This window comes from Streptomyces sp. NPDC045967 (assembly GCF_056430495.1).
Map to the genome: position 1 here is coordinate 30,600 of NZ_JBWKLE010000019.1, position 23,231 is coordinate 53,830.

Annotated in this window: 23 protein-coding genes and 2 pseudogenes; 14 read left to right on the forward strand and 11 right to left on the reverse strand. The window is 72.7% G+C overall.

Annotated features, from left to right (window positions below; all coding sequences use genetic code 11):
• Positions 1–31 precede the first annotated feature (31 nt).
• Positions 32–748 (forward strand): LppU/SCO3897 family protein, encoded by a 717-nt coding sequence (locus tag AC07FY_RS27220; protein WP_479011098.1) that lies wholly within the window; start codon positions 32–34, stop codon positions 746–748.
• Positions 749–761: 13 nt separating this feature from the next.
• On the opposite strand, the gene AC07FY_RS27225 is transcribed toward AC07FY_RS27220, so the two are convergent.
• Positions 762–1,991 (reverse strand): acyl-CoA dehydrogenase family protein, encoded by a 1,230-nt coding sequence (locus AC07FY_RS27225; RefSeq protein ID WP_479011101.1) that lies wholly within the window; start codon positions 1,989–1,991, stop codon positions 762–764.
• Between the two features lie 206 nt (positions 1,992–2,197).
• Between AC07FY_RS27225 and AC07FY_RS27230 the strand changes: the two genes are divergently transcribed.
• Positions 2,198–2,842 (forward strand): TetR/AcrR family transcriptional regulator, encoded by a 645-nt coding sequence (locus tag AC07FY_RS27230; protein ID WP_479011103.1) that lies wholly within the window; start codon positions 2,198–2,200, stop codon positions 2,840–2,842.
• Positions 2,843–2,892: 50 nt separating this feature from the next.
• On the opposite strand, the gene def is transcribed toward AC07FY_RS27230, so the two are convergent.
• Complete coding sequence (gene def / locus AC07FY_RS27235; RefSeq protein WP_479011106.1) at positions 2,893–3,444, reverse strand: peptide deformylase; 552 nt, start codon at positions 3,442–3,444, stop codon at positions 2,893–2,895.
• A gap of 123 nt (positions 3,445–3,567) precedes the next feature.
• Between def and AC07FY_RS27240 the strand changes: the two genes are divergently transcribed.
• The 6 genes from AC07FY_RS27240 to AC07FY_RS27265 all read left to right on the forward strand — a co-directional run bounded on the left by AC07FY_RS27240 (position 3,568) and on the right by AC07FY_RS27265 (position 8,933).
• The gene (locus AC07FY_RS27240) at positions 3,568–4,806 is read left to right on the forward strand and encodes a MurT ligase domain-containing protein (RefSeq protein WP_326592547.1); all 1,239 of its coding nucleotides are present in this window, start codon (positions 3,568–3,570) and stop codon (positions 4,804–4,806) included.
• A gap of 29 nt (positions 4,807–4,835) precedes the next feature.
• Positions 4,836–5,564, forward strand: coding sequence for a type 1 glutamine amidotransferase (locus AC07FY_RS27245; RefSeq protein ID WP_479011109.1), 729 nt, complete (start codon positions 4,836–4,838; stop codon positions 5,562–5,564).
• Between the two features lie 215 nt (positions 5,565–5,779).
• On the forward strand, positions 5,780–6,805 hold the full coding sequence (locus AC07FY_RS27250; RefSeq protein WP_479011111.1) for a 6-phosphofructokinase: 1,026 nt from the start codon (positions 5,780–5,782) through the stop codon (positions 6,803–6,805).
• A gap of 89 nt (positions 6,806–6,894) precedes the next feature.
• Positions 6,895–7,851 carry a cytochrome c oxidase assembly protein gene (locus AC07FY_RS27255; protein ID WP_479011113.1) on the forward strand — a complete coding sequence of 319 codons (957 nt, stop codon included), beginning with the start codon at positions 6,895–6,897 and terminating at the stop codon, positions 7,849–7,851.
• A 32-nt stretch (positions 7,852–7,883) separates the two neighbouring features.
• On the forward strand, positions 7,884–8,042 hold the full coding sequence (locus tag AC07FY_RS27260; protein ID WP_479011115.1) for a hypothetical protein: 159 nt from the start codon (positions 7,884–7,886) through the stop codon (positions 8,040–8,042).
• 180 nt (positions 8,043–8,222) lie between these two features.
• Positions 8,223–8,933, forward strand: coding sequence for a lysophospholipid acyltransferase family protein (locus AC07FY_RS27265; protein WP_479011118.1), 711 nt, complete (start codon positions 8,223–8,225; stop codon positions 8,931–8,933).
• 28 nt (positions 8,934–8,961) lie between these two features.
• Here the strand turns inward: AC07FY_RS27265 and AC07FY_RS27270 are convergent, their stop codons facing one another.
• The 8 genes and pseudogenes from AC07FY_RS27270 to AC07FY_RS27305 form a co-directional block, all read right to left on the reverse strand.
• Complete coding sequence (locus AC07FY_RS27270) at positions 8,962–10,560, reverse strand: alpha/beta hydrolase (protein ID WP_479011360.1); 1,599 nt, start codon at positions 10,558–10,560, stop codon at positions 8,962–8,964.
• Between the two features lie 295 nt (positions 10,561–10,855).
• Positions 10,856–11,452: pseudogene (locus AC07FY_RS27275) on the reverse strand (urease accessory protein UreD); the annotation flags it as partial.
• Complete coding sequence (ureG, locus tag AC07FY_RS27280; RefSeq protein ID WP_479011120.1) at positions 11,449–12,144, reverse strand: urease accessory protein UreG; 696 nt, start codon at positions 12,142–12,144, stop codon at positions 11,449–11,451. The pseudogene AC07FY_RS27275 and the gene ureG, both read right to left, overlap by 4 nt.
• 19 nt (positions 12,145–12,163) lie before the next feature.
• Complete coding sequence (locus AC07FY_RS27285; RefSeq protein ID WP_479011123.1) at positions 12,164–12,838, reverse strand: urease accessory protein UreF; 675 nt, start codon at positions 12,836–12,838, stop codon at positions 12,164–12,166.
• On the reverse strand, positions 12,838–14,559 hold the full coding sequence (locus AC07FY_RS27290) for an urease subunit alpha (protein ID WP_479011125.1): 1,722 nt from the start codon (positions 14,557–14,559) through the stop codon (positions 12,838–12,840). The genes AC07FY_RS27285 and AC07FY_RS27290 overlap by 1 nt, the downstream gene beginning before the upstream one ends.
• Positions 14,552–14,863, reverse strand: a complete 312-nt coding sequence (locus AC07FY_RS27295; RefSeq protein WP_479011128.1) for an urease subunit beta — start codon at positions 14,861–14,863, stop codon at positions 14,552–14,554. Before AC07FY_RS27295 ends, AC07FY_RS27290 begins: the two co-directional genes overlap by 8 nt.
• A 13-nt stretch (positions 14,864–14,876) precedes the next feature.
• Positions 14,877–15,179, reverse strand: coding sequence for an urease subunit gamma (locus AC07FY_RS27300; RefSeq protein ID WP_479011130.1), 303 nt, complete (start codon positions 15,177–15,179; stop codon positions 14,877–14,879).
• Positions 15,180–15,509: 330 nt separating this feature from the next.
• A complete protein-coding gene (locus AC07FY_RS27305; RefSeq protein ID WP_479011133.1) occupies positions 15,510–15,959 on the reverse strand; it encodes an ATP-binding protein in 450 nt (149 codons plus the stop codon).
• A gap of 196 nt (positions 15,960–16,155) precedes the next feature.
• Here AC07FY_RS27305 and AC07FY_RS27310 point away from each other — a divergent pair, with 196 nt between their 5' ends.
• Both AC07FY_RS27310 and AC07FY_RS27315 read left to right on the forward strand, forming a co-directional pair.
• Positions 16,156–17,040: a helix-turn-helix domain-containing protein gene (locus tag AC07FY_RS27310; protein ID WP_479011136.1), complete on the forward strand. Its 885-nt coding sequence runs from the start codon at positions 16,156–16,158 to the stop codon at positions 17,038–17,040.
• A gap of 13 nt (positions 17,041–17,053) precedes the next feature.
• Positions 17,054–17,275, forward strand: coding sequence for a DUF397 domain-containing protein (locus tag AC07FY_RS27315; RefSeq protein WP_479011139.1), 222 nt, complete (start codon positions 17,054–17,056; stop codon positions 17,273–17,275).
• Between the two features lie 16 nt (positions 17,276–17,291).
• Here AC07FY_RS27315 and AC07FY_RS27320 read toward each other — a convergent pair whose 3' ends face one another.
• Positions 17,292–18,464 (reverse strand): 8-amino-7-oxononanoate synthase, encoded by a 1,173-nt coding sequence (locus AC07FY_RS27320; RefSeq protein WP_479011142.1) that lies wholly within the window; start codon positions 18,462–18,464, stop codon positions 17,292–17,294.
• A 157-nt stretch (positions 18,465–18,621) separates the two neighbouring features.
• Between AC07FY_RS27320 and bioB the strand changes: the two genes are divergently transcribed.
• The 4 genes and pseudogenes from bioB (at position 18,622) to AC07FY_RS27340 (ending at position 22,836) form a co-directional block, all read left to right on the forward strand.
• Positions 18,622–19,875: a biotin synthase BioB gene (gene bioB / locus AC07FY_RS27325; protein WP_479011145.1), complete on the forward strand. Its 1,254-nt coding sequence runs from the start codon at positions 18,622–18,624 to the stop codon at positions 19,873–19,875.
• Positions 19,868–21,190, forward strand: a complete 1,323-nt coding sequence (locus AC07FY_RS27330) for an adenosylmethionine--8-amino-7-oxononanoate transaminase (RefSeq protein WP_479011147.1) — start codon at positions 19,868–19,870, stop codon at positions 21,188–21,190. The genes bioB and AC07FY_RS27330 overlap by 8 nt, the downstream gene beginning before the upstream one ends.
• Position 21,191: 1 nt before the next feature.
• Positions 21,192–21,896 (forward strand): annotated as a pseudogene (gene bioD / locus AC07FY_RS27335) (dethiobiotin synthase); the annotation flags it as partial.
• A 286-nt stretch (positions 21,897–22,182) separates the two neighbouring features.
• Complete coding sequence (locus AC07FY_RS27340) at positions 22,183–22,836, forward strand: class I SAM-dependent methyltransferase (RefSeq protein WP_479011150.1); 654 nt, start codon at positions 22,183–22,185, stop codon at positions 22,834–22,836.
• Positions 22,837–23,231: the final 395 nt, after the last annotated feature.

Genomic DNA, 23,231 nt, shown 5'->3' on the forward strand with positions numbered 1-23,231 from the left:
TGATCACCACGCCGAACCGAGGGGGATCCCCGTGGCCACCCCGCCGCCGTACCCGCACCAGCCGGCGGGCCCGTACCCGGGGCACGCCCCGCAGGGCCCCTACGGCCTCACGCCGGAGCAGGGGGCCTACGGCTGCCGCGTCTGCGGGTCGCTGCCGGTCGCGGACACGACGGTGTACGGCCACCAGGGCCTGGTCGTGCTGATGCGGTTCCGCAGCCGCAAGGGGCCGTTCTGCCGCGACTGCGGGGTGGCCACCGTCCGGGAGATGTCGGCCAGGACGCTGTGGCAGGGCTGGTGGAGCCCGCTGTCCCTGGTCATCACGCCGATCACCCTGCTGGCGAACCTGGCGCCGTGGGGAAGGCTGTGCAGGCTCGGCCCCCCGGCGGGTGGGGTCATGGCCCCGCTGAACCCGGGCAGGTCGCTGTGGCTGCGGCCGCCCGCGCTGGCCGTCTGGATACCGCTGCTCCTCGTGGTCCTCGCCCTCCCGACCCTCATCCTCGTCTCCGCGTTCGACGGGGACGAGGACGAGACGGTCCTGCAGGTGGGCCAGTGCGTGCGCAACGAGGGCGACTGGAAGCACCAGGCCCTGATCGTCACGGACTGCGCGGCGGGCTTCGCCCAGTACGAGGTCACCGGGCACCTGGACCACCCGGGCGCGCGCTGCGCGGACGGCGAGTACATCACCCACCTCCGGGAGCGCCCGGACGGCCCGGCCTCCTCCTGCCTGCGGCCGCTGCCGGTGCGCTGAGCGGTCCGCGCGATCAGCGGATCGGCATGTCCGAGATGGTGCGGGCGATCACCAGCCGCTGGATCTCGCTGGTCCCCTCGAAGATGGTGTAAATGGCGCTGTCGCGGTGCATCCGCTCCACCGGGTACTCGCGGGTGAAGCCGTTGCCGCCGAGGATCTGGACCGCCTGGGCGGTCACCTTCTGGGCGACCTCGCTCGCGAAGAGCTTCGACATGGAGCCCTCCGCCGAGGTGAACGGCCGGCCCGCGACCGCCATCCAGGAGGCCCGCCACACCAGCAGCCGGGCCGCGTCGATCTGCGTGCGCATGTCGGCGAGCTGGAAGGCCACGCCCTGGTTGTCGATGATCGGCCGGCCGAACTGGGTGCGCGTCTTCGCGTACTCCAGGGCGACCTCGTAGGCGGCGCGCGCCGTTCCGACGGCCATGGCGCCGACCGCCGGGCGGGATGCCTCGAAGGTGGCCATGGCCGCGTTCTTCACGCGCTCGCCCCCGCCGCTGCGGGCCCGCTCGCGGGCGCGGGCGAGGCGCTCGTCGAGCTTCTCCTTGCCGCCCAGCAGGCAGGAGCCGGGGATCCGGACGTCCTCCAGCACCACCTCGGCGGTGTGCGAGGCGCGGATGCCGTGCTTCTTGAACTTCTGGCCCTGGGACAGGCCCGGCGTGCTCGGCGGCACGATGAAGGAGGCGTGCCCCTTCGTGCCCAGCTCCGGGTCGACGACGGCGACGACGATGTGGACGTTGGCGATGCCGCCGTTCGTCGCCCAGGTCTTGGTGCCGTTCAGCACCCACTCGTCCTTGGCCTGGTCGTAGACGGCCCGGGTGCGCATGGAGCCGACGTCGGAGCCGGCGTCCGGCTCGGAGGAGCAGAAGGCGGCGACCTTGACGTCGTCGGGCGTGCCGTACATCTGCGGGATCCAGGTGCCGATCTGCTCCTCGGTGCCGTTGGCGACGACGCCGATGGCCGCCAGGCCCGTGCCCACGATGGACAGGGCGATGCCCGCGTCACCCCAGAAGAGCTCCTCCATGGCCATCGGGATGCCGAGGCCCGTGGGGTCGAAGAACTGCTGGGCGTAGAAGTCCAGCGAGTAGATGCCGACCTTGGCGGCTTCCTGGATGACGGGCCAGGGAGTCTCTTCGCGCTCGTCCCATTCCGCGGCCGCGGGGCGGATCACATCGGCGGCGAAGCCGTGGATCCAGTCCCGCACCTGCTTCTGGTCGTCGTTGAGCTCCATGGTGAACTCCGCCATGTCCCCTCCACCTGTCTGTACTCGTACCTGGTGTGTTACTAGCGGTAACCCACGCGTGGACACAGTCTGTTACCGGCCGGTAAGCAGTGTCAAGCACTGACGGTCCGTGCCGGCCGGGACCGTCGCCGATTCGAACGGGCGGGTGCCCGGGGTGTTACGTTGCGTGGGCGTCAGGCACATCGCAAGGGCGGGGAGACGAACACATCATGGAGACCACGCAGCAGGCAGGCGAGCCGGGAGCCGGCGAGCGCCGGCGCCGGGAGCTGCTCGAAGCCGCCGACCGGGTGGTGCTCAGGGACGGCCCCAAGGCCTCCATGAACGCCATCGCGGCCGAAGCGGGCATCACCAAGCCGATCCTCTACCGGCACTTCGGCGACAAGGCGGGCCTCTACCAGGCCCTCGCCGTGCGGCACACGGACGCGCTGCTCGACTCCCTGCGGGCGGCGCTCGACGCCCCGGCGGAGCGCCGCCGCCGGGTGGAGGCCACCCTCGACACCTACCTCGCCGCCATCGAGGCGCGCCCGCAGGTCTACCGCTTCCTGATGCACCCGGCCGAGGACTCCCAGAGCTCCGAGCGCGGCTTCGACGTGGGCCTGCACTCGGCCCCGCTGCTGCGCCGCCTCGGCGAGGAGCTGGCGCAGGTGATCGGCGAGCGGGTGGACCTCGGCCCGGGCGGCGAGCGCCTCGCCCGCGTCTGGGGCCACGGCATCGTCGGCATGATGCACGCGGCGGGCGACTGGTGGCTCGGCGAACGCCCCTGCGAGCGGGCGGACCTGGTGGCCGGGCTCACCGACCTCCTCTGGGGCCGCCTCGCCACCGCCGGGAACCGCGCGGACGGCCCCGGCTTCTGACGCACCGGAGCCCGACGGCGCCGCGGAGCCCGACGGCGCCGCGGACCGCGCTAGCGCGGCGCCCCGGCGCCCCACGGGGCCTTCGCCACGGCCCGCCGCAGGCGACGGGCCCGCAGCCCGGTCACCCGGTCCGCGTACACCACGCCGTCGAGGTGGTCGCACTCGTGCTGCAGGCACCGTGCGAAGAACCCGCTCCCCTCGATCCGCACCGCAGCCCCGTCCGAGGTGACCCCCTCGACGACGGCACGGTCGAACCGCGCGGTCCCCGCCTCCAGGCCCGGCAGCGACAGGCAGCCCTCCGGGCCGAGGAACTCGCCCCCGTCGGCGGCCGTCAGCCGCGGGTTGACGACGTGTCCGACATGGCGGACGTCCTCGTCGTCGGGGCAGTCGTAGACGAAGACCCGTTGGGCGACCCCGATCTGGTTCGCGGCGAGGCCGACGCCCCGCGCCGCGTACATCGTCGCGAACATGTCCTCGACGAGCCGGTCGAGGCCGGGCCCGAACTCGGTGACCTCCGCGCAAGCGGAACGGAGCACCGGATCGCCCAGGAGGCTCATGGTGCGGACGATGCCGGTGGTGCCGGGGATGGGGCGCTGTCGCATGGCGGTAAGCGTACGACGGGCGACTATATGAGGAGATCTGCCGTGGTGCGGGGGCGCCGCGGTCAAGGCCCCGGCCGCTACTGGATAGGCTGGGGCCGACCGACGCAAGGAGGACAAGGGACGATGGCAGGCAACACGGAGCCGCTTTCGCCGCGGGCCAAGCTGGCCGTGACGGCGGGCAAGGCCGCGGCGGCGGTGTCGCGGGCCGCGGGACGCGGAAGCGGATCGGTGATCGGCGGCAAGGTCGCACTCAGGCTCGACCCCGATCTCCTGGGCGCGCTGGCGCAGCATCTCGACGTCGTCCTGGTCTCCGCGACGAACGGCAAGACCACCACGACCCGTCTGATCGCCGAGGCGCTGCGGGCCAGCGGCCCGGTCGTCTCCAACGCCCTCGGCGCGAACATGCCGGCCGGCATCACCTCCGCCCTGGCCGGCGGCTCGGACGCCAAGTACGGCGTCATCGAGGTGGACGAGAAGTACCTGGCCGGGGTCGCCCGGGACGTCACCCCCAAGGTGATCGCCCTGCTGAACCTCTCCCGCGACCAGCTGGACCGCGCAGCCGAGACCCGCATGCTCGCGGAGAAGTGGCGCGAGGGCCTGTCCGGCTCCAAGGCCGTCATCGTCGCGAACTGCGACGACCCGCTGATCGTCTGGTCCGCCTCCTCCTCCCAGAACGTGGTGTGGGTCGCGGCCGGCCAGGAGTGGAAGGACGACGCCTGGTCGTGCCCCTCCTGCGGCGGCGTCATGCAGCGCCCGGGCGACGACTGGTTCTGCGGCGAGTGCGGCTTCCGCCGCCCCACGCCGACCTGGGTGCTCTCCGGGGACCACGTCCTGGACCCGCACGGTTCGGCCTGGCCCATCCACCTCCAGCTCCCGGGCCGCGCCAACAAGGCCAACGCCGCCACCTCGGCCGCCGTCGCCGCCGTCTTCGGCGTCCCGCCGCAGGTCGCGCTGGAGCGGATGTACCAGGTGCAGGCCGTGGCCGGGCGCTACGACGTGGTGAACTTCCAGGGCCGCGAGCTGCGGCTGCTGCTCGCGAAGAACCCGGCGGGCTGGCTCGAGACCTTCTCGCTGATCGATCCGCCGCCCACCCCCGTGATCCTCTCGGTGAACGCGCGCGGCGCCGACGGCACCGACACCTCCTGGCTGTGGGACGTGGACTACCCGCGCCTGGCCGGCCACCCGATCTTCGTGATCGGCGACCGCAAGCTGGACCTCGCGGTCCGCCTCGAGGTCGCGGGCCTGGACTTCCGGGTGTGCGAGACCCTCGACGAGGCCGTGCAGCTGGCGCCGCCCGGGCAGATCGAGCTGATCGCCAACTACACCGCCTTCCAGGACGTGCGCCGCCGCGTCGGCAACTAGAGCCCCTCAGAACCGCAGAGGACAAGAGCATGAGCGACAACAGCCTGCGTCTGGTGTGGGTCTACCCCGACCTGCTCAGCACGTACGGAGACCAGGGCAACGCCCTCGTGGTGGAGCGCCGCGCACGCCAGCGCGGCCTCGACGTGCAGCGCGTGGACGTGCGCAGCGACCAGCCGATCCCGACCTCGGGTGACATCTACCTGATCGGCGGCGGCGAGGACCGGCCGCAGCGGCTGGCCGCCGAGCGCCTGCTGCGCGACGGCGGTCTGGAGCGGGCCGTCTCGAACGGGGCGATCGTCTTCTCCGTCTGCGCCGGGTACCAGATCCTCGGCAAGGAGTTCGTCAACGACCAGGGGCAGCGCCAGGAGGGCCTCGGCCTGCTGGACGTGGTCACGCTCCGCGGTGAGGGCGAGCGGTGCGTCGGCGACGTCCTCGCCGACATCGACCCGCGGCTCGGCCTGCCCCAGCTCACCGGCTTCGAGAACCACCAGGGCGTCACCCACCTCGGGCCGACGGCGCGGCCGTTCGCCCGTGTGACGATGGGGCGCGGCAACGGCACCGGGGACGGCACCGAAGGCGCCTACAACGAGACGGTGTTCGGCACCTACATGCACGGTCCCGTGATGGCCCGCAACCCGCAGATCGCGGACCTGCTGCTGAAGCTGGCCCTCGACGTGAACGCGCTGCCGGCCATAGACGACCGGTGGTACGAGGCGCTGCGCGCGGAACGCATCGCCACGGCGACGCAGCCCGCGTAGCGCCCTGTCGGCCGCTCATCGGGGCGGCCCCGCCATCATGTGTTCGGCCCGGTTCTCCCTAGGGGGAACCGGGCCGACGTCGGTTCGTACGAGGTGTGCGACCAGCATGTGGAGGATGGTTCAGTCCACCGCTCCACCGCTTGTAGGGTGGCCGTAGTTCCAACCGGACGACGTGGTCCGGTCGTCGGCCCACGTTGCAAAGGTCATGTCCTGCCATGCGCATTGGTGTGCTCACTTCCGGTGGCGACTGCCCCGGCCTGAACGCCGTCATCCGCTCCGTCGTGCACCGCGCCGTGGTGGACCACGGCGATGAGGTGATCGGCTTCCTCGACGGCTGGAAGGGCCTGCTGGAGGCGGACTACCGCAAGCTCGACCTCGACGCCGTGGCAGGCATCCTCGCCCGCGGCGGCACCATCCTCGGCTCCTCCCGGGTCCAGCCCGCGCACCTGCGCGACGGTGTGGAGCGCGCCCGCGGACACGTCGCGGACCTCGGCCTCGACGCGATCATCCCCATCGGCGGCGAGGGCACGCTGAAGGCCGCGAACCTGCTCTCGCAGGCGGGTCTGCCGATCGTCGGCGTGCCCAAGACCATCGACAACGACATCGCCTCCACCGACGTCACCTTCGGCTTCGACACCGCCGTCGGGGTCGCCACCGAGGCGCTGGACCGGCTGAAGACCACCGCCGAGTCCCACCAGCGGGTGATGGTCGTCGAGGTCATGGGCCGGCACACCGGCTGGATCGCCCTGCACTCGGGGATGGCGGCCGGTGCGCACGCGATCGTCGTACCGGAACGCCCCTTCGACATCGAGGAGCTGACGGCGATCGTCGGCGAGCGGTTCTCGGCGGGCAAGCGGTTCGCGATCGTCGTCGTCGCCGAGGGCGCCAAGCCGCGGCCCGGGTCGATGGACCTGGAGGAGGGCGGCGTCGACATGTACGGCCACGAGCGGTTCGCCGGCATCGGCAACCGACTCGCGGTGGAGCTGGAGCACCGCCTGGGCAAGGAGGCCCGGCCGGTGATCCTGGGCCACGTCCAGCGCGGCGGGACGCCCACCGCCTACGACCGCGTCCTGGCGACCCGGTTCGGCTGGCACGCGGTGGAGGCCGCCCACCGGGGAGAGTTCGGCATGCTGACGGCGCTGCGCGGCACGGACATCGAGATGGTCCCGCTCGCGGAGGCGACCTCCACCCTCAAGACGGTCCCGGCCGAGCGCTACGACGAGGCCCAGACGGTTCTGTGACCGTATGCCCGTTAAGGCCGCCCCCGCGCGCACCCGCGCACGGGGGCGGCACTACTGTGGTGGGGCGCCACAGTCAAGGGAGTGAAGAGATGGACCACAGCGGGCACGGCATGGACATGCAGATGGACCTGCCGCCCTTCACCCTCGGGCGGGGGCTGGAGTTCTCCTTCGACGCCTTCTTCCTCTTCGGGTCCCTGCTGGCGCTCGCGCTGTACGGCTGGGGCGTGCTGCGGCTGCGCCGGCGCGGGGACGCCTGGTCGCCGGGCCGGACCGCCGCCTTCACCGTCGGCGTGCTGACCGTGGTGCTGGTGATGTGCACCAAGCTGAACGACTACGGCATGGTCATGTTTAGCGTCCACATGGTCCAGCACATGGTGATCAGCATGATCACCCCCATCCTGGTGCTGCTGGGCGCTCCGGTGACGCTGGCCCTGCGGGCGCTGCCGCCCGCGCCGCGCGGCAGCAAGGGTCCGCGCGAGCTGCTGCTGATGCTGCTGCACAGCCGCTACATGCGGATCGTCACCCACCCGGCCTTCACCATCCCCGTGTTCATCGCCAGCCTCTACGGGCTGTACTTCACCCCGCTCTTCGACTTCCTGATGGAGTCTAGGCCGGGGCACATCGCGATGATGGTGCACTTCCTCGCGGTCGGCCTGATCTTCTTCTGGCCGATCATGGGCATCGATCCCGGGCCGCACCGCCCCGGCTACGTGATGCGCATGCTGGAGCTCTTCGCGGGGATGCCGTTCCACGCCTTCTTCGGGATCGCCCTGATGATGGCCGGCGAGCCGATGATCAAGACGTACGCGGATCCGCCGGCCTCCCTGCGCGTCGACGCGCTGCTGGACCAGCAGTGGGGCGGCGGCATCGCGTGGGCCTTCAGCGAGATCCCCTCGGTGCTGGTGCTGATCGCACTGGTCTACCAGTGGTACCACTCCGAGCAGCGGGCCGCGAAGCGCTCCGACCGGGCGGCGGACCGGGACGGCGACCAGGAGCTGGAGGCGTACAACTCGTATCTGGCCTCGCTCCAGGCGCGTGGCCGGTAGCGGATTACCGCCTTCGCGCGCCACCATGGAGCATGACCGGATCCGTTAAGGCGATGGCAGTCATGACCTTCGCCGCCCTGGTGGCCGTGGCCACCTATTCCGTGGCCCTCGGCAGCAACGGCTGGCTGTGGTTCGGCTGGGTGATCCTCGGACTCCTGACCGCCGGGATGGCCGCCTCGGGCAGCGCCTGAGGCCCTTCCGGGGCCCCCACGGCCCGGCCCAGATCCCCGTCCCGGCCCCGGTGCGGGCCCTGCGCGGGCCCGACTGTGCGTGCCAGGTCGTGACGGTGCGTGGGAGCGCACCTAGACTGGCTTCCTTTCGCCATGTCCGGCGGCCCGTGCTGCGCCGCCGCAAGGATCGGAAGGGGCCTGGTGTTCTACCACTTGCTCAAGCACGTCCTGCTCGGTCCGCTGCTGCGGCTGCTGTTCAGGCCGCGGATCGAGGGTCTGGAGAACATCCCGGCCGAAGGAGCCGCGATCATCGCGGGCAACCACCTGTCGTTCTCGGACCACTTCCTGATGCCCGCCATCCTCAAGCGTCGGATCACCTTCCTCGCGAAGGCCGAGTACTTCACGGGCCCCGGCGTCAAGGGACGCCTCACCGCCGCCTTCTTCCGCAGCGCCGGGCAGATCCCCGTGGACCGCTCCGGCAAGGAGGCCGGCCAGGCGGCGCTGCGGGAGGGGCTGGGGGTACTGGCCAAGGACGAGCTGCTGGGCATCTACCCGGAGGGCACCCGCTCGCACGACGGGCGCCTGTACAAGGGCAAGGTGGGCGTGGCCGCGATGGCACTGGGTGCCGGGGTGCCGGTCGTGCCGTGCGCGATGGTCGGCACCTTCGAGATCCAGCCTCCCGGGCAGAAGCTCCCGAAGATCCGGCGGGTGACGATCCGCTTCGGCGAGCCGATGGACTTCTCCCGCTACGCCGGGCTGGAGGGCGAGCGGACCGTCCTGCGCGCCGTGACCGACGAGATCATGTACGCCATCCTGGAACTGTCCGGCCAGGAGTACGTCGACCGGTACGCGGGCGACGTCAAGGCGGAGGAGGAAGAGCAACGGAAGAAGGCCCGGCGCCGAACGCGCTGAGCCTCCTCCCGTACGGCGACGATCCGGGCTAGCGGACGGCCGGCAGCTCCTCACGCGCCGGCCAGGCGGCGTCCGCACCGTGGTCGAGCGACCGTGCGGCAGCCGGCGCCGGCGGGACCGGAGTGGCGTGCGGGGCGCACGTCACGTCCTTGGCGTCGACCGCGCCGGTCAGCAGGTAGGCGTCGACCCGCGTGTTGATGCACGGGTTCGCCAGGCTGGTCACGCCGTGCGAGCCGGCGTTCTGCTCGGTGATCAGCCGCGAGCCGGCGAGGCGCCGGTGCAGCTCGACCGCACCCTTGTAGGGCGTGGCCGCGTCCCGCTCGGACTGCACGATCAGCACCGGCGGCAGACCGCGGTTCGCACCGACCTCGATCGGCGTGCTCTGCTTGGACCTCCAGGTCGCGCAGGGCAGGTTCATCCACGCGTTCGACCAGGTCAGGAACGGGTACTTCTCGTGCAGCCGGGTGTTGTCGCGGTCCCATGTGGACCAGCTCGTGGGCCACTTGGCGTCGGCGCACTCCACGGCGGTGTAGACGGCGTTGCCGTTCTCCGACGCCGCGTTGCCCGCGGTGTCCGACATGTCCGGGGCGATGGCGTCCACGAGCGCCTGCTCGTCCCCCGCCTCGTACGCGGCCCAGGTCTGGGCGACGGGCACCCAGGAGGAGTCGTAGTACGGGGCGCCCTGGAAGAAGCCGATGAGCTCCGCCGGGCCGACGAGCCCGCCGATCGGCTGGGCCTTGGCCTTGGCGCGCAGTTGCTGGTACCTGGCCTCGACCGCGGCGCGGGTGTCGCCGAGGTGGAAGACCGCGTCGTTCTTGGCGACCCAGTCCTGCCAGTCGTTCCAGCGCGTCTGGAAGGCCACGTTCTGGCCGAGGTTGGCCTGGTACCAGATGTTGTCCGTGTCCGGGTCCACCACGCTGTCGACGATCATGCGGCGCACGTGGGTCGGGAACAGGGTCGCGTAGACCCCGCCGAGGTAGGTGCCGTAGGAGACGCCGAGGAAGTTCAGCTTCCGCTCGCCGAGGGCGGCGCGGATCACGTCGAGGTCGCGCGCGGTGTTCGGCGTGGTCATGTGCGGCAGCATCTCGCCGCTGCGCTCCTTGCAGCCGTCCGCGTACTCGGCGGCGAGCTTGCGCTGGGCGCGCTTGTCGGCCTCGCTGGAGGGGACCGGGTCGGCCTTGGGCGCCTTGACGAACTCCTGCGGGTCGACGCAGGAGATGGGCGCGGAGTGGCCGACGCCGCGGGGGTCGAAGCCCACGAAGTCGTACGCCTTGGAGGCGTTGACCCACAGCGGGCTCTTGGTGGTGACCCGGCGCGGGAAGCGCATGCCGGAGCCGCCGGGCCCGCCGGGGTTGTAGACGAGGGCGCCCTGGCGCTCCTCCTTGGTGCCCGTGTTGCCGATGCGGTCGACGGCGATGTCGATCGTCTTGCCGAACGGCTTGCTGTAGTCGAGCGGAACCTTCACCCAGCCGCACTGGATGGGCTTGTCCAGGCCCCAGTCGGCCGGGCAGTCCTTCCAGTCGATGCCGGTGCGGGCGGCGCGGGCGGCGGCGATCCGGACGCCCGCCGCCTGCGCGGCCCCGTTGTCGCGGCCGGCCGGGGCCGCGGCGGCCGGCGGTGCGAGCATCAGGCCCGCCGCCAGCGTGCCGGTGATCAGTGTGGCGGCGCTCCCCAGCGCCGCGTTGCGTATCACGTGGTCGTTCCCCCTGCGTCGAATCGGTCGAGGTGCAAGGGGATCCTTGCGCCTGACCGCGACCCGGCGACAGAGCGGGCACCGGTTCTTTGCCAACCCGATAACCGGAGAGGGGAGTACCGCTGAGCGGTGGCGGTGGGCCCCTCGGTCAACTCCTCGTCGTCGACCCGGTCTTCGCGCAGGCGCCGCCCTCGGCAGGGCTGCTGGGCGAGTTCGCCGCGGTCACACCGGCCCGGTGGCCCGCCAGCCCCGCGGGACCGTCCCAGCCGCCCGGTGCGCCGGGACCGCAGGTCAGCTCCTGGTCCAGCAGCGGGCGGCCCCCGAGCGTCGCGGTGAGCCGGCTGCGCAGCAGACCGGGGGCCTCGCCGTGCCGGCCGAGCACCTGTTCCTCCCGCAGCAGCAACCGGGCCGCGGGGGCCAGCCGGACCAGGGTGCGGGCCCGCAGGTCGCTGCCGCGGACGGAGACCAGGGGCTCGGGAAGCCAGCGCACCGCGGCCCCGTCGTCCACGGTCAGGCGGACGTCGTAGCGCGCGGGCTCGCCGTCCCGGCCGGGCAGGGCCAGGGTGGCCGCCGCCGAGGCGAGGGCCAGGCGCGCACCGGGACCCGCGGTGGCCTCCAGGGTGAGGTGGTCGCCGCCGAGCGGCGCGCTCATGGCGCCCACCAGCATGACTCCTGCCTCCCCGGAGGTCGCCCGGGTGCGGCGCAGTGCGAGCGGCCCTTCCCCGGCCAGGACGGGCAGGGCGGTTCCGCCCCGTCCGTCGGCGACGGCGTGGATGCGGGCGGTGGCGCGCAGGGCGGCGGGGGCGAGCGCGGCCGCGCCGGTCACCGTGCGGCCCAGGCGGCGATCCGCTCGCGCACCCAGGCGGCCACCGGCGCCACCCCCTGCGGGCCGCGCAGGGACTGGAAGGCCACGGGCAGTTCACCGCGCTGCTCGGCGGCGTCACGGGCCATCCGGTCGAGGTCGGAGCCGACGTACGGGGCGAGGTCGGTCTTGTTGACGACGAGGAGGTCGGCGGTGGTGACGCCGGGACCGCCCTTGCGCGGGATGTCGTCTCCGCCGGCCACGTCGATGACGAAGATCTGCGCGTCCACGAGCCCCCGGGAGAAGGTGGCGGTGAGGTTGTCCCCGCCGGACTCGACGAGGATCAGGTCGAGCGGGCCGCTCTGCCGGAAGGTCTCCTCCAGTTCCTCGACGGCCTCCAGGTTGGCGGAGATGTCGTCGCGGATGGCCGTGTGCGGACAGGCCCCGGTCTCCACGGCGGCGATCCGCTCGGGCGGCAGGACGGCTTCGCGGAGCAGGAACTCGGCGTCCTCGCGGGTGTAGATGTCGTTCGTGACGACGGCCATGGACAGTTCGGCGCGCAGGGCGCGGCACAGGGCGGCGACGGTGGCGGTCTTGCCGGAGCCGACGGGTCCGCCGAGCCCGATGCGCAGGGCGCGCCGGGTCCCGTCGGCGCGGAGCGGCGCGGCGCCGTGCGTGTGGCGAGCGGGGTAGGCCACCGCGTGGTCGAGGTGCATGGGGGTCTCCTTGGGATGGTCAGGAAGCGAAGAGGCGGACCGGCCAGTCGGCATGGACCTCCGCCGTGATCTCCAGCAGGGGCGAGGAGGCCGCGGGGAGGTCCTGGACGCCGTGGGTGCGGGCGCGGTGCGCCGCCTCGGCGGCCCGATCCGCGACGGCGTCGAGCGCGGGAGCCAGCCGGGCCAGGACCCCGCTCGCCTCGAAGGGGTCCAGGCCCAGCAGCCGTACGGTCGCGGTCGCGGGCCCGCCGATGCTCTCGTACGCCGCCACGTGCGCGGCATCGAGCGGCCCCAGCCGGGCCGCCCGGGCGGTGCGGCCGAGTACGACGGGCTGGTGGGCGCCGCGCGGGAACGCGGCCGCCAGCGCGTCGAGTTCGGCGTCGGGCCAGGTGGCCCGGGCGGCCCGCAGGAGCTGGCGGCCCAGGCGGCGGGCGGCGGTGCGCAGGGCGGGTGAAGGGGTGCGGGCGTCGGCGGCGGCGTCGAGCTCCGCCGCGTCGAGGCCGAGCGCGGCCGCCGCCGCGAGGGCGGCGGCCGTCAGCCCGGCGGTGTGCAGGCGGCCCCGGCAGAACTCCTCCAGGGTGGCGGCGTCGTGAATCCGGCCCGCCTTGCAGGCGGCCTCCGCCCCGCCGGAGTGGGCGTGGCCTCCGGCGGGGAAGCGCCCGTCGGCGAGGATCAGCAGCGCGGCGCGGCTCATCAGAACAGGAAGTATCGCTGCGCCATGGGCAGCTGCGCGGCGGGCGCCGGCTCCACGGCCTCCCCGTCGATGGTGACGGTGAAGGTGTCGGCGTCGACCTCGACCCTGGGCACGGCGTCGTTGTTGCGCATGTCCGCCTTGCCGACCTTGCGGGTGCTCTCGATGGCCGTGAACGTCTTGCCGAGTCCGAGCCGGTCGGGCAGTCCGTCGTCCAGGGCGGCCTGGGCGGTGAAGTTCAGCGAGTTCAGGGCGGGTGCCCGCCCCCGGCCGCCGAACATCGGCCGGGGAAGCACGGGCTGCGGGGTGGGGATGGAGGCGTTGGCGTCGCCCATCTGCGCGTAGGCGATCTGGCCGCCCTTGATGACCAGTTCGGGCTTGACCCCGAAGAAGGCGGGGTTCCACAGGACGAGGTCGGCGAGTTTGCCGGTCTCGACCGAGCCGATCTCGCGGGCCAGTCCCTGGGCGACGGCGGGGTTGATCGTGTACTTGGCGACGTAGCGGCGGGCGCGCTGGTTGTCGGCGGGCCCGTCGCCGGGGAGGAACCCGCGGCGCTTCTTCATCACGTGGGCGGTCTGCCAGGTGCGCAGGACGACCTCGCCGACCCGGCCCATGGCCTGGGAGTCGGAGGAGATGATGGAGATGGCCCCGAGGTCGTGCAGGACGTCCTCGGCGGCGATGGTCGAGGGCCTGATCCGGGATTCGGCGAAGGCGAGGTCCTCGGGGACGGCCGGGTTGAGGTGGTGGCAGACCATCAGCATGTCGAGGTGCTCCTCGACGGTGTTGACGGTGAGCGGCCGGGTCGGGTTGGTGGAGCTGGGCAGCACGTTGGGTTCGCAGACCACGGTGATGATGTCGGGGGCGTGCCCGCCGCCCGCACCTTCGGTGTGGTACGAGTGGATGGTCCGCCCGGCGATGGCCGCGAGGGTGTCGGCGACGAATCCGGCCTCGTTGAGCGTGTCCGTGTGGATGGCGACCTGGGCCCCGGTCTCCTCGCAGACGCCCAGGCAGGCGTCGATCACGGCGGGGGTCGCCCCCCAGTCCTCGTGGATCTTGAAGCCGAGCGCCCCGCCGCGCAGCTGGGAGTGCATGGCCTCGGTGGACATGGTGTTGCCCTTGCCGAGCAGGCCGATGTTGACGGGGTACGCCTCCAGGGCCGCGAACATCCGGGCCAGGTGCCACGGCCCGGGGGTGACGGTGGTGGCCTTGCTGCCCTCGGCCGGGCCGGTGCCGCCGCCGACGAGCGTGGTGATGCCGGAGGCGAGGGCCGTCTCGATCACGGTCGGGGAGATGAAGTGCACATGGGCGTCGACGGCCCCGGCGGTGACGATCTTCCCGTTGCCGGAGACGATCTCGGTTTCGGGACCGATGACGAGCGCGGGGTGGACCCCGTCCATGGTGTCGGGGTTGCCGGCCTTGCCGATGCCGCTGATGCGGCCGTCGCGGATGCCGAGGTCGGCCTTGACGATGCCCCAGTGGTCGAGGATGACGACGCCGGTGATCACGGTGTCGGGCGCGCCCTCGGCCCGGGTGGTGCGGGCCTGCCCCATGGACTCGCGGATGACCTTGCCGCCGCCGAAGACGGCCTCGTCGCCGGCCCGGCCGGGACCGCCGCTGAGGTCCTCCTCGATCTCGACGAAGAGGTCGGTGTCGGCCAGCCGGATCCGGTCACCGGCCGTTGGCCCGAAGAGGTCGGCGTACACCTCGCGGGAGATCTCAGCCATCGAGCGGCCCTCCGGTCTCCCCGCGCAGTCCGGGTACGGTGCGCAGTCCGGCCAGCGGTACGAGTTCCACCGCGACCGGGATGCCCGGCTCGAAGCGGACGGCGGTGCCGGCGGGGATGTCGAGCCGGAGCCCGCGTGCGGCGGCGCGGTCGAAGTCGAGACCGGGGTTGGCCTCGGCGAAGTGGTAGTGGGAGCCGACCTGGACGGGCCGGTCGGCGGCGTTGAGCACGGTGAGACGGGTGACGGGGCGGCCCTCGTTGAGGCGCACCGGACCGTCCCCGTGGACGATTTCCCCGGGGATCACGGCTGGTGCCCCCTCAGACGATCGGGTCGTGGACGGTGACGAGTTTGGTGCCGTCCGGGAAGGTGGCCTCGACCTGGACGTCGTGGATCATCTCGGGGACCCCCTCCATGACCTCCGCGCGGCCCAGTACGGTACGGCCGGAGGCCATCAGCTCGGCCACGGTCCGCCCGTCGCGTGCCCCTTCGAGGAGGTGCGAGGTGATCAGCGCGATCGCTTCCGGGTGATTGAGGAGCACCCCGCGGGCCCGGCGCTTCGCGGCCACGTCGGCGGCCACGTGGACGAGCAGTCTCTCCTGCTCGTGCGGAGTCAGTTGCACGGGTATCACCAAGCTTCCGGGACAAGATCAACGTCGCGCCGCGGTGACCCTATCGGCCGCCAACACTCCGTTGACCTGCGGATATCCAAGCCAAGCACGTCTTGTCCAACGCAGGGCCAAGACTTTCCGTCCCGATCACCGCCGCTTTACCGGATCATGGAGGGTCCTTGGCGCGGGAACGTGGAGCCACGCTAGGCGCCGCGCTTTTCCAGCGCGTTAACCCAGGTTTCGGGGAGACACCCGGTTCGCCTCAGGGAACCTTGCGCGGCCTCGGACCGGCCGTCCGTATACGGCCGCCGGCACGGCGTTCGGCAGCCGGTGCCACGGCGGTCAGCAGCCGGTGGCGGTCGTCGCCGGCGCGCCGGCCGTCCAGGGCAGCGCGATCCAGACCGTCTTGCCGCCGTCCTCGGTGGGGCTGACCGAGAGCCGGCCGCCCGCTTCCGCGGTGAGCCAGCGGATGATGACCATGCCCCGGCCGTTGTCCTGCTGCACGGCGGCCGGAAGCCGCTTGGGCCAGCGGGGGTGGCTGTCGGTCACTCCGATGCGCAGGCACTCCTCGCGCTCCAGCCGGATGTCGACCGTGAAGGTGGGTGACTGGCCGAGGGTGTGCTGCACCGCGTTGGTGGCGAGCTCCGAGACGATCAGCCGGACGCTGTCCGCGGTGGTGGCGTCGGCGGGCAGTCCCCAAGCGCCCAGGACCTGCGCGACGTAGCGGCGGGCCGCGGCGACCGAGACGGGATCGCTCGGCAGAGTGACGGATGCTTCCTGGTGATCTGCCATGGCGCGGTCCCTTTCCCACCGGGGCCGAGGAACCCCGGATCTGTGCTGGACGCCAGACTGCCACCCCGCGTCCCGCCGTTGTTGCCGTTCCCCCAAGATCTGCATATATCTGTCGCTCGATGCGGTGAACTCTGCTACGGAAGAGCGTATTTGGACGGCAGACTGGTGCGAGCCGTGCCGGTGGAAGGAGGCGGGTGTGCAGCATGGTCCCGCGGTGCGCCGGCGCAAGCTCGGCGAGGAACTGCGTGCCCTGCGCGACAGGTCGGGTCTCACCAGTGGTGAGGCGGCCCGGCTCGCGGGATGGCACCAGTCGAAGATCAGCCGCATCGAGACGGGGCGCAGCGGGGTCAAGCCGGAGGACATCCGCCTGCTGCTCGACGTCTACGGGGAGATCGTGAGCCCCGAACAGCGGGCGCTGCTGGAGGCGCTGTCGGCCTCCGCGGCCGGCCCCAACCCGGAAGGTGACGCCGGTCGGGGCCGCCAGTGGTGGCACGACTACCGCGGGCTGCTGCCCCAGGAGTACCGCGACTTCATCAGCCTGGAGGCGGGTGCGCGGTCGGCGCGCACGGTGGAGCTGTCGGTGGTCCCCGGGCTGCTGCAGACCGCCGGGTACGCCCGGGCGGTCACCCGGGCCGCCCTCGGCGGGCTGCCGGAGCCGAAGGTGGACGCGCTGGTGGAGGTCCGGCTGGCGCGCCAGAAGGTGCTGCGGGCCGATCCGCCGCTGGAGTTGAGTGCCGTACTGGACGAGGCGGTGCTGCGCCGCCAGATCGGGGGGCCCGGTGTGCTGGCGGGGCAGTTGAGGCACCTGGTGGAGGTGGGACGGCTGCCGCACGTCCGTCTGCAGGTGCTGCCGTTCAGCGTGGGGGGCCATCTCGGCCTCACCGGACCGTTCGTGATTTTCTCATTTCCGAACATCGCCGATCTGGATGTGGTCGTACTCGACCATTTGACGAGTAGCCTCTATCTGGAGCGGAAGGAAGACCTTGAGGCGTACAGCGCCGCGTTCCGCACCATCCAGGCGCACGCCCTCCCGCCCCAGGACTCGTCGGATCTGATCAGCGCACTCGCTGACGACGCGTAAGGAGGCACTCCCCGTGTCCGCAACCCCCTTATCCAGCAGCGGGCTTCTGATCAGCGCGCGGTGGCGGCGCAGCAGCCGCAGCACCGGAATGAACAACTGCGTGGAAGCGGCCGTCCTCGGCGGCGGCCTGCTGGCCGTACGCGACTCCAAGCGGACGGACGGCCCGGCCGTGCTCTTCACCGGGCCGGCCTGGACCGGCTTCCTCGCGAGCGTACGAACGAACGGGCCCGCCTGACGTCCCGGTCACAGCACTAGCGGTCCGTGGCTCCGGCCGGTGCGGTCAGCAGGATCGTCGCGACGGCTTGATCGATCTCGTCCCCCGTGAGATCGGCCCGGGCGGTCAGCCGCAGCCTGGAGATGCCGTCCGGCACCGACGGCGGCCGGAAGCACCCCACGGACAGTCCCGCCTCACGGCAGTCGGCGGCCCAGCGCAGTGCCGCCGGGGCCGAAGGGGCCCGCACCGACACCACGGCCGCGTCCGGCCGGGCCGCGGTCAGGCCGGACGCGGTGAGCCGCCCGTACAGCCGGCCGGCCACCTCGCGGGCGCGCGCGGCACGCTCCGGTTCCCGGCGGAGCAGGCGCAGGCTCGCCAGCGCCGCACCCGCGGCGGCCGGGGCCAGCCCGGTGTCGAAGATGAAGGTGCGCGCGGTGTTGACCAGGTGCCGGATGACCTTCGCCGGACCCAGCACGGCCCCGCCCTGACTGCCCAGCGACTTCGACAGGGTGAGCGTGGCCACCACCCCCGGGTGGCCCGCGAGTTCGGCGGCGTGCAGCGCGCCGCGGCCGCCCTCCCCCAGCACGCCCAGGCCGTGCGCGTCGTCCACGAGCAGGGCGGCGCCCTCGTCACGGCAGGCCGCCGCGTAGCCGGCGAGCGGGGCCGCGTCCCCGTCGACGGAGAACACCGAGTCGGTGACCAGCAGCGCCCGGCCCCCGTGCCCGGCCAGGGTCTTGCGCGCGGCGTCGGGGTCGGCGTGCGCGATCACGGCGGTCTCGGCGCGCGAGAGTCGGCAGCCGTCGACGATCGAGGCGTGGTTGCCCGCGTCGGACACCACCAGCGTGCCCCGGTCGCTCAACGCCGTGACGGCGGCGAGGTTGGCCGCGTAACCGGAGGACAGGACCAGCGCGGCCTCGAACCCGCAGAAGGCGGCCAGCTCCCGCTCGAGCTCCGCGTGCAGTTCGGTCGTGCCCGTCACCAGACGCGAACCGGTGGCCCCGCCGCCCCACAGCTCGGCCGCCTCCCGTGCGCCGCGGACGGTCTCCGGATGCCGCGACAGCCCGAGGTAGTCGTTGCTCGCGAGGTCCAGCAGCGGGGAGCGGGCCGGCCGCGGCCGCAGCGTACGGACGAGCCCCGCCTCCTCCCGGGCACGTTCGGCGGCATCGATCCAGGCGAAGACGTCCACCGGACCGGGGGTGTGCTGGGGCATCGGCGGATCCTCGCGTTTTGTCGGCAGTCCACAGACCTGACCCGACCCTAGCGGCCGTGACCTGAGTGCCAGGTGTGGCGATACACACACTCCCATCCGGCCATGTTGTGCGATCTCTCCTTGGCCGGGAGTGGTGGTGTGGTCCAGGATCGGCCTCATGGACCTGCTGAACACCCTGGTGGACAAGGGGCTGCGGCGCGAGCTGCCGACCCGCGAAGAGGCGCTCGCCGTACTGGCGACTTCCGACGACGAACTGCTCGACGTGGTGGCCGCGGCCGGCAAGGTGCGCCGCCAGTGGTTCGGCCGCCGGGTCAAGCTCAACTACCTGGTCAACCTGAAGTCGGGCCTCTGCCCGGAGGACTGCTCCTACTGCTCGCAGCGCCTCGGCTCCAAGGCCGAGATCCTCAAGTACACCTGGCTGAAGCCGGAGGAGGCCTCGCAGGCCGCGGCGGCCGGTGTCGCGGGCGGCGCCAAGCGCGTCTGCCTGGTGGCGAGCGGCCGCGGTCCGACGGACCGGGACGTGGAGCGGGTCGGCAAGACGATCGCCGCGATCAAGGAGCAGAACGAGGGCGTCGAGGTGTGCGCCTGCCTGGGCCTGCTCTCCGACGGCCAGGCCGAGCGGCTGCGGGACGCGGGTGCGGACGCCTACAACCACAACCTCAACACCTCCGAGGCGACGTACGGTCAGATCACCAAGACCCACACCTACGCGGACCGGGTCGACACGGTGCAGAAGGCGCACGCCGCCGGCCTGTCGGCCTGCTCGGGTCTGATCGCGGGCATGGGCGAGAGCGACGAGGACCTCGTCGACGTCGTCTACTCACTGCGCGAACTGGACCCGGACTCCGTTCCGGTCAACTTCCTGATCCCCTTCGAGGGCACCCCGCTGGCCAAGGAGTGGAACCTCACCCCCCAGCGCGCCCTGCGGATCCTCGCGATGGTGCGCTTCGTCTGCCCGGACGTCGAGGTACGGCTCGCGGGCGGGCGCGAGGTGCACCTGCGCTCCATGCAGCCGCTGGCCCTGCACCTGGTGAACTCGATCTTCCTGGGTGACTACCTGACCAGCGAGGGTCAGGCCGGCCAGGCGGACCTCGACATGATCGCGGACGCCGGGTTCGGGGTGGAGGGCGCCGGTACGAGCACCCTCCCGGCGCACCGGGCCGATGTGGCGCAGGCGGCCGCCGGCGGCGGCTGCGGCTCGCACGGCGGCGGCGCCTCCCTCTGCGGGCCGGCGGGTTCCGCCGATGGCGGGACGGACTCCGGTGCGGGCTGCGGCTCGGCCTGCGGCGGCTGCTCCGGACACGCGGAAGCGGCGCCCGCCCCGGCTCAGGCGGATGCCGGCGGGGTCCGCCCGGACCTTGTGGCGGTCCGCCGTCGCGGCGCGGGAACGGACCTCGCCCCCAATGCCTGATCCGCTCGATCTGCCGTTGTCCGGGCCGGAACTGCTCGCCCTGGACCGGCAGCACGTCTGGCACCCGTACGGCCCCATGCCCGGGCGGCAGGAGCCGCTGGTCGTCGCCTCCGCCTCCGGAGTGCGGCTGCGGCTCGCCGACCCGTCGCAGGGACACGGCCGCGAGGAGCTGGTCGACGGCATGTCCTCCTGGTGGTCGGCCATCCACGGCTACAACCACCCGGTGCTGAACGAGGCGGCGACCACCCAGCTGGGTCGGATGTCGCACGTGATGTTCGGCGGGCTCACCCATGAGCCCGCCGTCCGGCTCGCCGCCAAGCTCGTCGAGATCACCCCCCGGGGGCTGGAGCACGTCTTCCTCTGCGACTCCGGCTCGGTGTCGGTCGAGGTCGCGGTCAAGATGTGCCTGCAGTACTGGCGTTCGCTGGGCCGCACGGGCAAGACCCGGCTCCTGACGTGGCGCGGCGGCTACCACGGGGACACCTGGCAGCCGATGGCCGTCTGCGACCCCGACGGCGGCATGCACGACCTGTGGCAGGGCCACCTGCCGCGCCAGGTCTTCGCGGATGCGCCGCCCGGGGACTTCGACACCCCCGTGGACCCGGCGTACGCCGACCACCTGCGTTCCCTGATCGCCGCCCACGCGGACGAACTGGCCGCGGTGATCGTGGAGCCGGTGGTGCAGGGCGCGGGCGGCATGCGCTTCCACCACCCCGACCACCTGCGGGTCCTGCGCGCGCTGTGCGACGAGTACGGCGTGCTGCTCGTCCTGGACGAGATCGCCACGGGCTTCGGCCGCACCGGCGCCCTGTTCGCCGCGGACCACGCGGGGATCACACCGGACGTGATGTGTCTGGGCAAGTCCCTGACGGGCGGTTACCTCACACTCGCGGCGACGCTGTGCACGGAGCGGGTGGCGGACGGGATCTCCCGGGGCCAGGTCCCGGTGCTCGCACACGGCCCGACCTTCATGGGCAACCCGCTGGCGACGGCCGTCGCGCTCGCCTCGATCGAGCTGCTGCTCGGCCAGGACTGGGCGAGCGAGGTCAAGCGGATCGAGGCGGGGCTGCGCGAGGGCCTGGCGGCCGCGTCGGACCTGCCGGGCGTCCGGGACGTACGGGTCCTGGGGGCGATCGGCGTGGTCCAGCTGGACCACGAGGTCGACATGGCGGCCGCCACCGCGGCCGCGGTCCGGGAGGGCGTCTGGCTGCGCCCGTTCCGCGACCTGATCTACACGATGCCGCCGTTCGTCACGGGCGACACCGATGTCGCCCGGATCTGCCGAGCGGTGTGCGCGGTGGCGAGGGAAGGCTGAGATGTCCATTCTGTTCGTGTCCGGTACGGGCACGGAGATCGGCAAGACCGTGGTCACCTCGGCGGTGGCGGCCGCCGCGGTGGCCGCGGGCCGCTCGGTGGCGGTGCTCAAGCCCGCCCAGACGGGTGTCGGCCCGGACGAACCGGGTGACGCGGCCGAGGCGGTCCGGCTGGCCGGACCCGCGGTCACCGCGGTGGAGCTGGCCCGCTACCCGGAGCCGCTGGCCCCGGACACGGCGGCCCGCCGTGCCGGGCTCCCGACGCTCGCCCCGTCGGACATCGCCGAGGCGGCCCGCCGGCTGTCGCTCGACCACGACCTGGTCCTGGTGGAGGGCGCGGGCGGGCTGCTGGTCCGCTTCGACGAGGCGGGCCACACGCTGGCCGACGCCGCCGTGCTGCTGGGCGCCCCGGTCCTGGTGGTGGTCGCGGCGGGCCTGGGCACCCTGAACTCCACCGCCCTGACGGCGGAGGCACTGCGGGCGCGTGGCCTGACGGCGCTGGGCGTGGTCGTGGGCAGCTGGCCCGCGTCGCCGGACCTGGCCTCGCGCTGCAACCTCGCGGACCTCCCGAAGTCGGCGGACGCCCCCCTCCTGGGCGCCGTCCCCCAAGGCGCGGCCGCCCTCCCCGTCTCCCGCTTCCGCACCGAATCCCCGACCTGGCTGGCCCCACCCCTTTCGGGCACCTGGACCCCCACCGGCTTCCTGCAGAGGTGGACCCCTCCCCCCGCCAACGCCACTTCCACCCCCGGCACCACCCCCAGCACCGCAGCCACTTCCTCCAGTGCCGCGGGAACCACCTCTAGCCCCGCCGGCACCACCTCCCGTTCCGCCGACGCCACCTCCAGCCCCGCCGAGGCCATCTCCAGCCCCGCCGGCGCTTGAGGCGCGGGGCCCGGGGCGGAGCCCCGCTGTCCCCCAGGGATGAGGCCCCGCCGACAAGGGCAGGCTGAAAGGCGCGGCCACCCGCGCCGCACACCACCCCCGGAGGTCCGCCATGCCGCCGCGCCACGACCCGGTCCACCACCCGCTCTTCGCCCGCTTCTACGCCCGCGCCAGCACCTCCGCGGAGAGCCGCGCCGGCATCGCCGCCCTCCGCCGCGAGCTCCTGCACGGAGTGACCGGCCGTGTGATCGAGATCGGCGCCGGGAACGGCCTGAACTTCCCGCACTACCCCCGCGCCGTCTCCGAGGTGGTCGCGGTCGAGCCGGACCGCACCCTGCGCCGCCTCGCCACCCAGGCGGCCCTGCGCGTCGAGGTCCCGGTGGACGTCGTGCCCGCCGCCGCCGAGGCCCTCCCGGTCAAGAGCGAGGCGTTCGACGCCGCCGTCGCCTCGCTGGTGCTGTGCTCCGTACGGGACCTGCCCCGCTCCCTCGCCGAACTGCACCGCGTGCTCCGCCCCGACGCCGAGCTCCGCTTCTTCGAGCACGGCCTGGCGCCCGGCCCGGGCATGGCCTCCGTCCAGCGCGCCCTCGACCGCACCGTCTGGCCGTTCCTCTTCGGCGGCTGCCACACCTCCCGCGACCCGCTCGCCGCGGTGGAGGCGGCGGGCTTCCGGATCGTCTCGCAGCGCAGCTTCCGCGTGCCCGAGCGCGGCCCGGCGCTCCCCACGTCCTACTGCGTCATCGGTTCGGCCCGCCGAGTGGCTTGACCCAGCGGGTCACTGCTCCTCGGGCCGGTGCCAGGCCGGGCCCCATGCCCGGTGGGCGGACCGGTTGCGATCGAGCACCATCGCGCCCCGCGCGGGGCGAGCAGCGGCGCGCGCGGGTCGCGTGCGCGGAGCAGCTCGACCCCCATGAGATCGTCGCCGATACTCGTCCCCTCGGCGGCGGACTTCCAGAAGTCCGGTGAGGCGTCGAAATCGGCCGCCAGGGCAGGAGCGATGTGAAGATCGCCCGTGTGCGGATCCCACTACCCGGACGGCTCCGCCAAAGAACGGCCCGACCTCTTTGCCTGTCCTTTACCATAGGGCGAAGATCCTTACGAGTGAGACCCGAGTGAAAGGTGTGAGCGTCCGCCCATGGGCGAGCCTCCCAGTCCCCGAGA